Source organism: Gilvimarinus gilvus (assembly GCF_030518155.1).
Taxonomy (GTDB): Bacteria; Pseudomonadota; Gammaproteobacteria; order Pseudomonadales; family Cellvibrionaceae; genus Gilvimarinus; species Gilvimarinus gilvus.
Genome location: NZ_JAULRU010000823.1, coordinates 177,219 through 190,753, shown reverse-complemented (window position 1 = coordinate 190,753; position 13,535 = coordinate 177,219). Strand labels below are relative to the sequence as shown.

Annotated in this window: 15 protein-coding genes; 9 read left to right on the top strand and 6 right to left on the bottom strand. The window is 49.5% G+C overall.

Going from position 1 to position 13,535, the window contains the following annotated elements; genetic code table 11:
• Nucleotides 1-243 precede the first annotated feature (243 nt).
• Genes QWI17_RS22580 through QWI17_RS22540 form a run of 9 tightly spaced genes read left to right on the top strand, consistent with a single transcriptional unit; the run spans nucleotide 244 to nucleotide 7,762 of the window.
• Nucleotides 244-939: an ABC transporter ATP-binding protein gene (locus QWI17_RS22580; protein ID WP_302724801.1), complete on the top strand. Its 696-nt coding sequence runs from the start codon at nucleotides 244-246 to the stop codon at nucleotides 937-939.
• Nucleotides 936-2,177: an ABC transporter permease gene (locus QWI17_RS22575; RefSeq protein WP_302724800.1), complete on the top strand. Its 1,242-nt coding sequence runs from the start codon at nucleotides 936-938 to the stop codon at nucleotides 2,175-2,177. The genes QWI17_RS22580 and QWI17_RS22575 overlap by 4 nt, the downstream gene beginning before the upstream one ends.
• A complete protein-coding gene (locus tag QWI17_RS22570) occupies nucleotides 2,174-3,439 on the top strand; it encodes an ABC transporter permease (RefSeq protein ID WP_302724799.1) in 1,266 nt (421 codons plus the stop codon). Before QWI17_RS22575 ends, QWI17_RS22570 begins: the two co-directional genes overlap by 4 nt.
• Nucleotides 3,440-3,451: 12 nt before the next feature.
• Nucleotides 3,452-4,525 carry an efflux RND transporter periplasmic adaptor subunit gene (locus tag QWI17_RS22565; RefSeq protein WP_302724798.1) on the top strand — a complete coding sequence of 358 codons (1,074 nt, stop codon included), beginning with the start codon at nucleotides 3,452-3,454 and terminating at the stop codon, nucleotides 4,523-4,525.
• 16 nt (nucleotides 4,526-4,541) lie between these two features.
• On the top strand, nucleotides 4,542-5,198 hold the full coding sequence (yrfG, locus tag QWI17_RS22560) for a GMP/IMP nucleotidase (RefSeq protein ID WP_302724797.1): 657 nt from the start codon (nucleotides 4,542-4,544) through the stop codon (nucleotides 5,196-5,198).
• Nucleotides 5,199-5,205: 7 nt separating this feature from the next.
• Complete coding sequence (locus QWI17_RS22555; protein ID WP_302724796.1) at nucleotides 5,206-5,595, top strand: RNA-binding S4 domain-containing protein; 390 nt, start codon at nucleotides 5,206-5,208, stop codon at nucleotides 5,593-5,595.
• 45 nt (nucleotides 5,596-5,640) lie between these two features.
• The gene (locus QWI17_RS22550; protein ID WP_302724795.1) at nucleotides 5,641-6,078 is read left to right on the top strand and encodes a DUF4124 domain-containing protein; all 438 of its coding nucleotides are present in this window, start codon (nucleotides 5,641-5,643) and stop codon (nucleotides 6,076-6,078) included.
• 14 nt (nucleotides 6,079-6,092) lie between these two features.
• Nucleotides 6,093-6,968 carry an Hsp33 family molecular chaperone HslO gene (gene hslO / locus QWI17_RS22545; protein WP_302724794.1) on the top strand — a complete coding sequence of 292 codons (876 nt, stop codon included), beginning with the start codon at nucleotides 6,093-6,095 and terminating at the stop codon, nucleotides 6,966-6,968.
• The gene (locus QWI17_RS22540) at nucleotides 6,965-7,762 is read left to right on the top strand and encodes a MipA/OmpV family protein (RefSeq protein WP_302724793.1); all 798 of its coding nucleotides are present in this window, start codon (nucleotides 6,965-6,967) and stop codon (nucleotides 7,760-7,762) included. The genes hslO and QWI17_RS22540 overlap by 4 nt, the downstream gene beginning before the upstream one ends.
• Nucleotides 7,763-7,807: 45 nt before the next feature.
• Here the strand turns inward: QWI17_RS22540 and QWI17_RS22535 are convergent, their stop codons facing one another.
• The 6 genes from QWI17_RS22535 to phoR form a co-directional block, all read right to left on the bottom strand.
• Nucleotides 7,808-8,254, bottom strand: coding sequence for a hypothetical protein (locus QWI17_RS22535; RefSeq protein ID WP_302724792.1), 447 nt, complete (start codon nucleotides 8,252-8,254; stop codon nucleotides 7,808-7,810).
• Between the two features lie 44 nt (nucleotides 8,255-8,298).
• A complete protein-coding gene (locus tag QWI17_RS22530) occupies nucleotides 8,299-10,128 on the bottom strand; it encodes a DUF885 domain-containing protein (protein ID WP_302724791.1) in 1,830 nt (609 codons plus the stop codon).
• A 17-nt stretch (nucleotides 10,129-10,145) separates the two neighbouring features.
• Entirely contained in the window at nucleotides 10,146-10,583 is a 438-nt protein-coding gene (locus QWI17_RS22525; protein WP_302724790.1) for a hypothetical protein, read from the bottom strand.
• 12 nt (nucleotides 10,584-10,595) lie between these two features.
• The gene (locus tag QWI17_RS22520; protein WP_302724789.1) at nucleotides 10,596-10,874 is read right to left on the bottom strand and encodes a dihydrouridine synthase; all 279 of its coding nucleotides are present in this window, start codon (nucleotides 10,872-10,874) and stop codon (nucleotides 10,596-10,598) included.
• Between the two features lie 18 nt (nucleotides 10,875-10,892).
• On the bottom strand, nucleotides 10,893-11,897 hold the full coding sequence (locus QWI17_RS22515) for a cellulase family glycosylhydrolase (protein ID WP_302724788.1): 1,005 nt from the start codon (nucleotides 11,895-11,897) through the stop codon (nucleotides 10,893-10,895).
• 64 nt (nucleotides 11,898-11,961) lie between these two features.
• The gene (gene phoR, locus QWI17_RS22510; RefSeq protein ID WP_302724787.1) at nucleotides 11,962-13,266 is read right to left on the bottom strand and encodes a phosphate regulon sensor histidine kinase PhoR; all 1,305 of its coding nucleotides are present in this window, start codon (nucleotides 13,264-13,266) and stop codon (nucleotides 11,962-11,964) included.
• Between the last annotated feature and the right edge of the window lie 269 nt (nucleotides 13,267-13,535).

Below are 13,535 nucleotides of genomic sequence, written 5' to 3'. Positions count from 1 at the left end.
TGTTAGGTGGCAGCTTATTTGCGCCGAGACGTCTCCATCTTACGCCGGCAGCCAGTCAGTGTATCGGCAAGTACCCACTCACTGATTGGCCACGGCTACTGGGATAATACATGTAAAGAGGCTTAGAAAACGCGTACTATACATGCACTGGAAAACTGCATCTAAATGCTGAAAATTCACGTCAAACCTACTACAGGTTGTTGCAGGCAAAAAGGGCCCGCCGGTGTTTTTACGGATATCACTATGATAAAGCTCAATAATATACATAAATATTACCAGACTGGAGAGCAGTCGATCCACGTGCTTAAAGGGATTGATTTACATATCAAAGAAGGAGAGCTGGTTTCCATTATGGGCTCTTCGGGCTCCGGTAAGTCGACGCTACTCAATATCCTCGGTGTTCTGGATTCGCACGACGCGGGTCACTATCATTTGGCCGGACAAGAGATAAAACATCTGAAAGAGCGTCATGCTGCGCACTTGCGCAATGCATTAATTGGGTTCGTATTTCAGTCATTTAATCTATTGCCCTTCAAAAATGCGTTAGAGAACGTCGCTCTGCCACTTTACTACCAGAAAATGGGTCGAAAAGAGCGCAACCGACGTGCTGCGCAATACCTTGAAATGGTCGGGCTTAGCGATCGTGCCGGGCATATGCCGAATCAACTCTCCGGTGGGCAGAAGCAGCGCGTTGCCATTGCGCGAGCATTGGTTACGCAGCCTAAAGTAATACTTGCCGACGAGCCAACCGGCGCGCTGGATAGCCAGACAACCGCAGAGGTTATGGAGGTGCTTAAGCACTTCCATGGCCTGGGCAATACCATCGTGATAGTGACGCACGAACAGGATATTGCCAATCAAACGCAAAGGCAGATTCATTTGCGCGACGGTTTGATCGATACGGCCGATGCCGCTATGACACCCGAGGTGGTGGTTTGATCGACGGCCTGCAGGAAATTCTATATACCCTAAAGCAAAACAAGCTGCGCACGGCGCTGACCGCGTTCGGCGTGTTTTGGGGTATCTTTATGCTGATATTTCTTCTGGGTGCTGGCCGGGGCATGCAGAACGGTGTTATTGACAGCTTTGCCGATAACGCGCTCGACACCATTATAATTTGGAGCGGTACCACATCGGTTGCGCACAACGGTCAGGGGCTGGGGCGGCGTGTTTCTTACACCGACGATGATATCGAAGCGATTCGGCATCACATAGACGGGGTGCGCTTTGTCACCGGTGCCAATTCAATGGGCCAGGGAACGGTTGTCTATGGCAGCAAAACCGGTTTTTTTGATGTGTACGGCATCGACGATACCTACTTCAAGATTCGGGATCAGGTGCCCATAAGGGCGGGTCGTACCATTCAGATTCTAGATCAAGAGCAAACGCGAAAAGTGGCTGTTATTGGTAGCGCTGTTCGCGATCGCCTTTTTGGTCATGATGGAAACCCCATCGGTGCGATGATCAGAGTGAATAACATCAACCTGACTGTGGTGGGTGTATTTCACGATCGTAATAACAACGGGCGGGACTCCGAGCGACTGTTTGTGCCCTACAGCACCTTCACTAAAACCTTCGGTCGTGGCAATCAGGTCCATGTTATTTGGGCCCGGCCAGATGCAAACGTGGATGGCAAGGTTCTGGAAGAAAACATCATTGAATTGTTGAAAAAACGTCACAATGTGTCTCCTGACGATCGTCGCGCCATTCAATCTTTCAATTTCGCAGAGCCTGCCAAAATGGTTAAGGGCATGTTTGTGGCAATCAATGCACTGATCTGGTTTGTGGGTCTGGGCACCTTAACAGCCGGTATCGTCGGCATCAGTAACATTATGATAATTACGGTTAAGGAGAGAACCCGGGAGATTGGGATTCGCAAGGCGCTGGGGGCTACCCCTTTTTCCATTGTCAGTACCTTATTAATGGAGTCAATTCTAGTGACAGGCTTTGCTGGCTACATGGGGTTGGTGGTTGGCGTGGGTATTGTCGAGTTGATGGCGTACGGGCTAGAAGTTAGTGGCGCCAAGATGGATTTTTTTCAGCGCCCTGAAGTGGATTTTCAGGTGGCCGTGACAGCGCTAGTGCTACTCGTGGTGGTCGGCACTTTGGCGGGGTTAATACCGGCGATCAGGGCAGCGAAAATTGCGCCGGTGGAAGCCATGAGGTCCGACGGATGACGTTAATCGATACCGAAAAATGGCGAGAAATACTCACAACGCTGGGCCAACATAAATTGCGCACTTCGTTGACCGCATTTGGTGTCTTTTGGGGCATCTTCATGTTGTCGGTTTTACTGGGCGCAGCTAAGGGCCTGGAGAATGGGGTAATGGATGGGTTTCCCAAGGTGCCGAATGGCGTATGGGTTTGGTCGGGTAGTGAGACACAGATTCCCTACAAGGGTATGGCAATCGGCCGGCGTGTGACATTGCGACCGGAGGATGTTAACGACATAGCCAACAATGTTGATTCGGTCGGTTTTGTACAGGGGTTAAACAGTGTGGGAATTTGGAATGGATCGCCACCTTACACAGTGCATGAAGACAAAAATGGAACTTTTTTTGTGCAGGGCTCGCACGAGGGAATGGCGTTAATGCATTCGCTGGAGGTGACCAGTGGTCGCTACCTGAATCTGATAGACATGGATGAGAGACGTAAGGTGGCGGTCATTGGCAGTCGCGTTAAAGAGCAGCTGTTTACCGATGATGATCAGGTGATCGGCGCTGACATTACTATTAATGGCATAAGCTTTCAGGTGATTGGAACTTTCAGATCGCTTTCCCAGGGCAATTCAACTCAGGAAGAAGAAAAAATATTCATACCAAATGCCACGCTTCGCTATGCATTCAACCAGGTGGGCTGGCTCGGTAGTTTTATGCTTATACCCAAAGAGGGTGTAGACGCTGCCGTTGTGGAGCGGGAAGTTAAGGAATTCTTGTATGAAAAAAACAAAATTCATCCCGATGATGTGGGGGTTTTGGGCAGTTTCAATCTGCAGCAAGAATTCGACAAAATTAATGGCCTATTTCTGGGGATTACCTTTTTCAGCTGGTTGGTTGCAATTGGTACGATTATGGCCGGTGCCATTGGTGTTGGTAACATTATGCTAATCGTGGTCAAAGAGCGAACGCGGGAAATTGGTCTTCGCAAAGCGCTTGGGGCAACACCAGCCTCTATCGTGATTATGATTGTACAGGAAGCTGTTCTGATCACGGCGGTCGCTGGGTACTTAGGATTGGTCGCCGGGGTTATGATTTTAGAGCTTGTCTCGGCGGCGGTAGAGGCTTCAGGCGGTAATGACATGTTTCAGCGCCCCGGTGTGGATTTTTCAACGGCAGTCGTGGCTGTCGTGGTGTTAGTAGTATCAGGTGTTTTGGCAGCGCTACTTCCTGCCACGAAGGCTGCAAAGGTAAATCCCATAGTGGCGTTACAGGATGAATAACGGAATTTAACCATGAAAAAGTTTTTTACCATTTTAGGAATACTTATCCTTGTGCTTGTGTTTGTAGGAACTGCGGTTTTTCTTTTTAATAAGTCGAAAGAAAAGCCTGTGGTCTATGAAACGAGTTCGCCTTTTATTACAGATATAATTCAGAAAACCGTCGCCACGGGCAAGGTTATTCCGCGCAAAGAGGTGAATGTTACTTCGCAGGTGTCAGGTGTGGTGGACCAGTTGTTTGTTGATGCCGGTGATACCGTGGCTAAAGGCGATATTATCGCGAAAATATCACTAGCCCCGAATATGATTGCGCTCAATAATGCCGAGTCTCAACTCGAAAGTGCAAAGATTAGTCTCAGCAATGCCGAAAGAGAGCTCGAGCGGCAGAAAAATTTGAAGGCTCAGCGGCTCGTTTCGGAGTCGGAGTACAATAAATTTTTGCTTGACTTCGAACTCAAAAAAGAGCGTGTAAAATCGGCCGAGAATAACCTGTTGCTGATACGCGAGGGTTCAACCTTGCAGTCAGACTTGGTGTCGAACATTATCAAGGCCACCAGCGATGGCATGATCCTGCAAATACCGAACAAAGAAGGTGCCTTTATCGTTGAGTCGAGTACCTTTGGCTCCGGCACGACAGTTGCGACGTTAGCGGACATGAACGATATGATATTTGAAGGTATGGTGGATGAGGCGGAGGTCGGCAAAATTCGCGAGGGAATGGAGCTTTTACTGGATATAGGCGCTCTTGACAGTGAACCCTTTCAGGCAGAGCTCGAGTACATTTCACCAAAAGGGCAGCAAGATCAAGGCACGATCAAATTTCAGATTCGGGCTGCGGTTAAATTACAGGATCAGGTGTTTCTCAGGGCCAATTACAGTGCCAACGCAGACATTGTGCTTGACAAGCGCGAGCAAGTGCTGGCAATTAACGAGGGCAATCTAATATTCGAAGAAGGGGCCCACTTTGTTGATGTAGAAACGGCTCCGCAGCAGTTCGAGCGCCGCCAGGTTGAAACCGGTCTGTCGGACGGCATCAATATTGAGATTGTCTCCGGGCTGGTAGAAAGTGATAAAATAAAGCAGTTATAGCTCTTTGAGGTAAATCATGATTGATTGGTCGGCCATTGATACCGTCATGTTAGACATGGATGGCACATTACTTGACCTGCACTTCGACAACTATTTTTGGCGTCAGCACCTGCCTGAGCGTTACGCTGAAATTCATGGTCAGCCGTTTGATTCTGTTCGCAGCCGGTTGGAAGCTCAAATCGCCGCCGAGCAAGGTCGCTTGCAATGGTATTGCCTTGAATTCTGGTCGAAAACACTCGACTTAGATATTCGTGCACTAAAGCAAGAGATTCAACACAAGATTCAAGTCCGACCCCACGTCGAAGAGTTTCTTACTCGCCTGCGTCAGGCGGGTAAGCAGGCCATTTTAGTGACCAATGCTCACCCGCAAAGTATGTCACTTAAGTTTGAAGTGACCAGCCTGGATCAGTGGTTAGACTTAATTATATCTTCCCATGAGTTTGACCACCCCAAAGAGGCGCAGCAGTTTTGGCATGCCCTGGCGGAGCGAGAGGCATTTGAGCCTGCCCGAACTTTGTTTATTGACGACACTCTGCGAGTGCTGGATTCTGCCCGCGACTTCGGTATCGGCCATTTGTTGGCAATTCACCAACCGGACAGTCAAATCTCGCGGCGGGTTGATGAGTACCCCGCGATAGAACATTTCAGTGAAATAATGCCCCCCGTGGCATAGTAATCCTATGGATAAGGTTCGTATTGATAAGTGGCTGTGGGCCGCACGGTTTTTCAAAACCCGGAATATCGCGAAGCAGGCGGTCGAGGGCGGTAAAGTTCAAATAAATGGTCAGAGGGTAAAGCCAAGCCGCGAACTTGAAGTGGGTTCGGTGGTTACTGTGCGCCAGGGCTGGGATGACAAAACAGTCGATGTATTGGCGTTAAGCGATCAGCGTCGTGGAGCGCCAGAGGCTCAGAAGCTGTATTGTGAACAGGAGCAAAGCATTGCTCTTCGGGAGGAGCGAGCCGCAGAGCGCAAGGCGGGCTTGGGAGCCTTCATTGTGAGCGAGCATAAGCCAAACAAAAAGCAGCGTCGACAGATTCATCGTTTTCGTCAAAACATGGGTGAAGACTAACAGGCTGTTGAAAAACACCAAGCGTATGTTGTATAGGGAGCCACAATGAGATTTGCATGGAAAATTATTATTTGGCTGTTGATCGTATATCCGGCCATGGGTGTGGCGGAGTTATATCGCTGGACGGACGAAAATGGGAAAGTTCATTTTAGCGACCGAAAACCAAATGACGTAGTCGCAGCAGATCAAATTGACCAAGATCTTAAGCCGGTCAACGTAGATGAAAGCAGACATGAAACGCAAAAGCTTAGAAATGTTTTTCCTGATCGAGATGATTCTCGGCAGAGACAGGCCGCGAATAAGAAGAAGGCCGAACAACAGCGGCGTACTGACGCTCAGTGCTCGCAAATGCGGGAGCATTTGCGAAAAATTAAAGGCCCGGTCTATTTTGTAGATGAAGAAGGAAACGAATTCGATATTTCTGAACGTGAACGAAAAGAGCGTCAGAAAAAACTCGAGCAGCTAATTGTTGAAAACTGTTAAAAATTTGAGGCGCTATGACCAACAGTGATTTATTGCATCGGTTTTTGTTTGACGAGTGCGATATGCGAGGAGAGATTGTTTCGCTTGAGCAAAGCTATCAAAATGTTCTCGAACATAATATTTACCCCGAGATGGTGCAGCGCTTGTTAGGCGAGTTTTTAACGGCTGCATCGCTACTGTCGAGTACCCTAAAGTTCGATGGCATTATTACCTTGCAAGCAAAGGGGGTTGGCCCGGTGTCGCTCATTATGGCCGAATGTACACATCATAATGCGTTGCGCGGTATTGTCCGGCTCTCTGAAACCGTCGCGTTTCCGGAGGATGCGGCCGACTTGCCAGAGTTGATTGGTCAGGGAATTCTTACCATTACTGTAGAGCCTGCCAAGGGGGAGCGCTACCAAGGGGTTGTGCCGCTAGATGCAAATACGTTGGCTGAGTGTCTGGAGCACTATTTCTATCAGTCTGAGCAGTTAAAAACTCGCATATGGTTGCAGGCTGACGCCAAAAAAACCGGCGGAATACTGTTGCAAGCTCTGCCTACGCAAATCGTTGAAAACGAAGAAGTCAATGAAGAGCAGTGGCACACAGCAACAACTCTGGCGGACACGGTAAAACGTGAAGAGCTTCTTGACGTGGAGCACAATGAACTTTTGTACCGGCTTTTTCACGAGTTTAAAGTTCGCGTGTTTAGTCCATCCGCAATACGATTTGAATGCAGTTGCTCGCGCAAACGCAGCGTTGCCGCACTAAAATCTTTAGGTCGTGACGATGTTGAGCAATTATTGATAGAACAAGGCACTATTGCAATTGACTGCCAGTTTTGTAACCAGGTCTACCGATTCGATGCGTCGGATGTGCGAGGTATGTTTGGACAGGACACCTTACATTGATTTTTCTACGTCTTTTAACGGTGTGCTTGGTTGGTCTTGTGGGGTCAGCCGCGTTGGCGCAAGTTCCAGGAGAAAAACGCTGGGAGGCGGGTATCGGCTTGGGCGGGCTTTCCGCACCTGATTACAAAGGCTCAAAGTCTTATCGACAGTATATTGCGCCCATCCCCTATGTTGTGTATCGAGGGCCAGTCATTCGAACTGATCGCGATGGAGTACGCGGAGATTTTTGGCGAACCGATAGGCTAGAGCTAAACGCCAGTATGGCGCTTTCTGTGACGCCTGATACGGATAAGAATGAACTGCGACAGGGAATGCCGGAATTACTTTCAACGTTAGAGGTGGGGCCGGCGCTTAATATCAATTTAACAGGCCAACACTTCTCTGAAGGACTAGCACTGACAGTGCCTATTCGTGCTGTTTTTACGGTGGGCGATGGGGCACCAGAATATATTGGATTTACTAGCGCACCGTCATTGGTTTACCGTTTGGCTCATGGCGATGGCTGGAAATGGAGTATGCGGGCGGGGCCTGTATTTGCAAGCGGTCGGTATCATGATTACTACTATTCGGTAAAACCGGCCTATGCGAACAGTGAGCGACCCGAGTATGAAGCGGGAAGTGGTTACAACGGCTTTAATGGGCAGCTGGCGTTAAGCCGGCGCTTTAGTGATTACTGGTACGCATTCTATGTTCGATACTCCAATATTCAGGGGGCAGGATTCCTAGATAGCCCCCTTATTGAAACCGAACACAATGTTACGGCAGGTTTTGCTGTAAGCTGGGTTTTCCTATAAAAGTAAATATAAGCGTTGCGTTTTTGTACTCCGCTTATCTATAACTTACTCACTGCGACGCATTGGGACGGGTACGGCATTTGGTGCAACCGCAGCTGCGGGTTCGGCTGTAAACCTAGCGTAGGTTTCGCCTTGCACTTCGGCGATGCGATTCACGACCGCGAGAAGTTTGGGGTCTTCGCAGCCTTCGATTTGCTCAAAAAGCGTATTTACCGTTTTTTTCGCTTTTAGCTTCAAGTCGGATTTTGCGACCTCTCCATAGATTCTGGCAAACATGTCATAACCGAGCTTAGCCTCCAGTTCTTTGTTGACGGTTTGCTTATCCACCATTTCTGGTATTTTGAAATCTGGACAGCGGTCTTGAATGGTTTCCAGCATGGTGTAGTTGGAACGCAACATTCTGTAATCTGTTCCAAGCTCGCGCAGTCCTGCACTGGCTGATACGCTCGTTAAGGCCAACATGGATACAAGCGTTAATCGTAATGTGTACATAAAAGTAATCTCTGCGTTGGTGCGTAATATTTGTGATTGTAACATTACGGCGTAAGGCTTTTCGAGTTGACCCAGCTATCGATTTTTTGCTCAAGTATGTTCAATGGTAACGCACCACTGTCGAGAATTTGATCGTGAAACTCGCGCAGACTAAAGTCCGTTTTCAAAGCGTTTTTAGATTGCTGCATCAGTGCTTGTATTTTGAGCATGCCAATCATATAGGATGTCGCCTGCCCAGGGAGTACAATATAGCGCTCTACTTCACGTGTAGCATCGGCGCGGGGCATCGGCGAGTTGGCAACAAAATACTCTATGGACTGTTTACGAGTCCAGCGATAGTGGTGAATGCCAGTGTCCACTACCAACCGAATGGCGCGCCACAACTCGAAGCTTAAGCGGCCAAAGTCGGCGTAAGGGTCTTGGTATAGTCCGAGTTCTTTAGCGGCTTGCTCGGCGTAGAGGCCCCAGCCTTCAATATAAGCTGTGTAGTGACTGTGGCGTCGAAAAGCCGGCATATTTTCCAGCTCCTGGGCAATGGCGATTTGCATATGGTGGCCCGGCAAAGCCTCGTGGTAGGCCAGAGCCCGCATTTGATATTTGGGCATAGCTGCAAGGTCATGTAAATTCAAATAGTAGATGCCGGGTCTGGAGCCGTCTTCGGCCGGAGCCTGATAAAAAGCTTTGCCGGCAGATTTCTCTCGAAACGGTTCCACGGCTTTTACTGTCAGCTCAGCTTTTGGTAGGCGGCCAAATATTTGTGGCAGCAAGTGTTCGATCTGATCGATAATCGACCTGGTATCGCTTAGATACGCTGCCCTGCCTTGCTGCGTATCGGGATAATATTGCTCCGGCGACGTTTTTAAATGGGTAAAAAATTCTTGTAGGTTACCCTCAAAGCCAATGCTTTTTTGTAGCGCACGCATTTCTTCGTGAATTCGCGCAACGGCCTGTAATCCAATGTTATGGATGTCTTCGGCGCTGAGCTCAGTCGTAGTGATCGAGCGCAACTGGTCTCGGTAGAAATCATCCCCGGCGGGAAACTTCCAAACACCTGCTCGATTGTCAGCTTGCTGCTCAAGCTTTTGCAGGGTGTTTATTAAGTTTCGATAGGCCGGTTGCAGCGATTTCCGTAAAGCTATTCTAGCCTCGTCTAAATATTTTTGCTGTTTGCTGTCAGTAAGCTCGAGCTTGTTAAGTTTGCTGGTAAAATCGGACCACAGTGGGCTATCGATACTGGCTAGACTAGGATCGACGCCTGAGGTTGAAAATGGCACCCCTGAAATTAAGTTGCGACAGTCTTGCAGAACCTGTGAATATACAAATTGCGGGGCTAGAATACCCTTCTGGGCGCGCACTTCTAAATTCTCAATGACTTGTGCAATCAGTTCTGAGACACCTTGCAAGCGACTAATATAGGCCTGAATATCGGCTTCAGTATTGACGTTGTGAGCATTAATTAAGAAAGCGGGTATGCTCGAGTGCCAGCCAAACATTTGGTTCACTGGATAGGAGTGCTCACGCCAGCGATAACCAGCAATACTATCACTTAATTGATTGATCAGAAGCTGGCGGTTGAGTTTATTTGCCGCTGATAGGGTGTCCATCTCGAGAGATTCGACTTGCTGAAGTTGCGCTTGGTACAGCTTATGCGCTCTACGGTCTGCTGCGGGCGAGATGTCATCCCACAGTCCTTTGTCGCTAGTGCGCCCCAACCGTGTCTGCATCATAGGGCTAAGGCTTACCCATTGCTCAAAAATATCGTCAAACAGTTTTTCGGCTGCGTCATCGGAATTGTTGAGGCTGTCGTTGGCGCTGACATTTAAGTGCATAGCGGTCAGGCATACACTTAAAGTGAGAAGTTTCCAGATTGTCATAGAGTAATTTCTTATCTTTATTGCGAGCCGCGTTTGTTCTCGGTATTACCTGTTTTGGACTGATCGAGTGCAACGTCGGCATGGCTTTTGAGTTTTCGTTTGCTGCGAATAGCGGCAAAAGGGTCTTGAGCACTTTGAGGCGTCGCTGTGGATTTGGTTCCCGTATTCTTGGCGGGATTGGGCGTACCCTGACCAAGCGTTTCTGATTGGCGCAGCTGACGATTGAGGTAAAGGTAGTAAGCGACTGTGAGCGCGATCAATAGCCCCCACTTAAATAAGTAAGAAAGCCACAGGTACGTCGTATCGGCCGCGCCTTTGACGTAGTCAACATAGTCGCCGTGAATCATTGCAACTAAAAAATAACCAATTAACAATGCGAAGGTGGCCACTATGGGACGGTGGTAGCGTTTCCAAATCAGGGTTGCGAGGGCAGACTTGGCGAGAAATCGAAACATAGCTAGCTCGCTCTAAGGGAATAGGCTAAGGCCAAGCGCGGCGACCAGAGCGACAATGCCACGGGACTTGTATTCGCTGATGAGTTTGTCTTCTTCTTCACGCACAATGGCCTCTAGTATATCCGGATCATAATCTTCGGGTTTGCGGCCATGTAAATAAATTCTTGTTTTTGCCCTTTCAATTGCCTTGTCGCGAATCTTGCCTGCGTATTTTTGTTTTACTTTGCGGTAGGTACGGCGCAGCACATTGCTGTGTTGTTTACTGTCGAGTTCGTTTTCCGGTAGGCTCATATTGGCTTCACTTGCACGCTAATTCTGGGGTGTAAGTTCAGGCGCTGGAGAGGTCATACAACGCCAGTTGGGCTTTACGGCATTTTTGGCAATGGAGTAGGCTTCGTCGAGCATTACTTCTCGCCCCCATCCTGTGAGTCCCTCGAACGAGCCGTCATCACTCATATCCAAATGTTGTTGTGGCTTGTTGCCCGGGCCCCAGGACCAGGGTAAAAACCCAACATCAAACTCGAGCGCTGTTTTTATGATGGTTCGGTAGGGAATTTGGCCACCTTCGGTGTCATCCCAACGATCTCCAAACTCACCGATGATCAAGGGCAGTTTCGCCTCTACTGACTCGATGATTTCGCTTCTGACCCTGGCGGCGTCATAGCCCCACATTTTGGGCCACCACATATGCACAGACAGCAGAATGTTGTGTTGAGGGTCGGCCTCAATTAGCGCAGGGCCCGCAGCCTGAAGTGTATCAATGTCTTTGCCCCAGCCTGGAGCGTCAATCATCAGCGGCGTCTTGTAGCCGGCCTGGCGTAAACGTTCAATCGCCTTGCTGTAGCCTTCAATATACTCGGGTAGAAGTACATCATCTCCAACCTCATTGCCAATATTAACAATCGTGTAAGCCTGGTGCTTAGCTATGGTTGCGACAATATCGGGGCGGCGCCAGTACTCTATTAGGTCGCTAAGCTTGGACCAGTCACCGGCGGCATCGTGCAGTTCAATAATAGGCAGCAATTGGTGGCGGCGAGCATTCTTAAGAACGGTATCCAATTCCGCGGCAGAGCCCTCGGTCGTCCAAACGATGCGGACACTATTGGCACCTGTTTTCGCAATTTCAGCGAAGCTGGACAGCCCTGTGCGATCCATCCAGTAAACCATGCGGTTGGGGCCCATCAGGACAATGCGCTCACCGCAGGGTGAATAGAGAAAGCGATCTTGTACCCCCAGGTGGGTGGCCGCAGATTTGGCCGCGGTTATACACAGCACAAGACTTATGAGCAGAGTTCGGATCACAGGTATACGCACTTATATCGGCCTAATATCGCCCGGTTAGCTGGGGGTTCATAGGCCTAGTGTAGCGCGAAGCGGGTTACTTGTCGTTAGGGCGCAGGCCCGTTCTGCCATCGTTAGCGGGCAGGACACAGGTAAAGACGCTGCCCTTGCCCACTTCACTGTGGATTTGCAGCTCGGCGTCGTGGCGCAGTAACACATGCTTAACGATGGCGAGCCCGAGGCCGGTGCCGCCGGTTTTACTGTTGCGACTGGCATCTACCCGATAGAAGCGCTCGGTGAGGTGTGGAATGTGTTTCGTCTCAAACCCCGCCCCGTTATCCGTTACCGAGAAGTACACGCTGGGCCCGCTGCGCCACAACCGCATGGCGATTTTGCCCTGCTCAGGTGTGTATTTCACCGCGTTTATAACAAGGTTTGAAAATGCACTATGCAATTCTTTCTCGTTGCCTACGACAGTGATATCGGCGCTGGCGTCCAGCGTAATGGTTTGTTCCTTATCGGTTGCTAATACCATAGCTTCGGCTCTAATACTTTGCAGTAAAGGCTCGAGAGGCATACGTTTTTGGTTAAATCCGGTGTCGGCGGTTTCGAGTTTGGAGAGTGTGATTAGATCGTTAATAAGCAGCGACATACGCTTAGATTGTTGCTGCATTTGCACCAGCGGCTTATCCCAGGCGGGTGTGCTGTTGTTATCGGCCATGGTTTCCAGGTAGCCGCTGATAACTGTCAGCGGGGTGCGCAACTCGTGCGATACATTGGCCACAAAGTCTTTGCGCATTTGTTCGAGGTGGAATATTTGAGTGATATCCCGAACTACAATAAGCCGTTCATTTTTGCCAAAACGCGTAATTTGAAACTGTAGTCGTTTGTCCGGAAAGCGCGAAGAGGGAATATCCAATGGCTCGGCGTAGTCGTCTTGCTCGAAGTATTCGACAAAGCGTGGGTGGCGGATAAAATTGAGCACGGACTGGCCTTGGTCGGAGTTGTAGAACCCGAGCAGTCGCTGGGCGGCCGGGTTCCACCAATCCAGATAGCCTCGCCAGTCCAATAGAATGACTCCGTCTTTTAGTGCGGATGTGGTTTCCTGGACGCGGTTGATAACCGCCTGCAGGTTTTTCTTTTCGCGCTTTTGCCGACGCTGTAGATGGTAAATTGCGTCAAAAACTTCGCCCCAAAGACCGGTGGATTCTGGCGGTTGTGCTTTCCGCTTGCCCTGAAGCCAGATGCTAAGGCGCAGCATCTGCCATAAATTCCAGCCTATGTACCAAGCGGCAGTTAAAAGTAGCGCCCAAGCCAATTGATCGACCAGCAGGCCGATAATACCGGCAATGGCCGTGGCCACAATCAGGCGTTTTACTTCGGTGTTGAATCCTTGAAACAAATTACAACCTTATCTGTCGGACCACACTAACGATGCGGAACATACGTGGCTTCGTTTAGATTAGCAGATTGATGAAAAACCTGTAGCGTACCCAGGCCTTCACGTCAGTTTGCAATCCAGGCCCCGTTTTGAGGAATGTGGCCATTCACAGAGGCGCCGCAACGACTCGCATGGGCCAGCTCTGCAACTACATATGCTGCGCTTTTTCTCCGGGAAAGGAAATCCCAGCCGATCGAGCCGAGCCATATTTGCCGCACACTTGCGTCCGC

Coding starts and splice junctions, on each gene's coding strand:
- QWI17_RS22565 (WP_302724798.1), top strand. CDS start 3,452: ATGAAAAAGTTTTTTACCATTTTAGGAATACTTATCCTTGTGCTTGTG.
- QWI17_RS22525 (WP_302724790.1), bottom strand. CDS start 10,583: ATGTTTCGATTTCTCGCCAAGTCTGCCCTCGCAACCCTGATTTGGAAA.
- yrfG (WP_302724797.1), top strand. CDS start 4,542: ATGATTGATTGGTCGGCCATTGATACCGTCATGTTAGACATGGATGGC.
- QWI17_RS22535 (WP_302724792.1), bottom strand. CDS start 8,254: ATGTACACATTACGATTAACGCTTGTATCCATGTTGGCCTTAACGAGC.
- hslO (WP_302724794.1), top strand. CDS start 6,093: ATGACCAACAGTGATTTATTGCATCGGTTTTTGTTTGACGAGTGCGAT.
- QWI17_RS22530 (WP_302724791.1), bottom strand. CDS start 10,128: ATGACAATCTGGAAACTTCTCACTTTAAGTGTATGCCTGACCGCTATG.
- QWI17_RS22550 (WP_302724795.1), top strand. CDS start 5,641: ATGAGATTTGCATGGAAAATTATTATTTGGCTGTTGATCGTATATCCG.
- QWI17_RS22570 (WP_302724799.1), top strand. CDS start 2,174: ATGACGTTAATCGATACCGAAAAATGGCGAGAAATACTCACAACGCTG.
- QWI17_RS22520 (WP_302724789.1), bottom strand. CDS start 10,874: ATGAGCCTACCGGAAAACGAACTCGACAGTAAACAACACAGCAATGTG.
- QWI17_RS22555 (WP_302724796.1), top strand. CDS start 5,206: ATGGATAAGGTTCGTATTGATAAGTGGCTGTGGGCCGCACGGTTTTTC.
- QWI17_RS22580 (WP_302724801.1), top strand. CDS start 244: ATGATAAAGCTCAATAATATACATAAATATTACCAGACTGGAGAGCAG.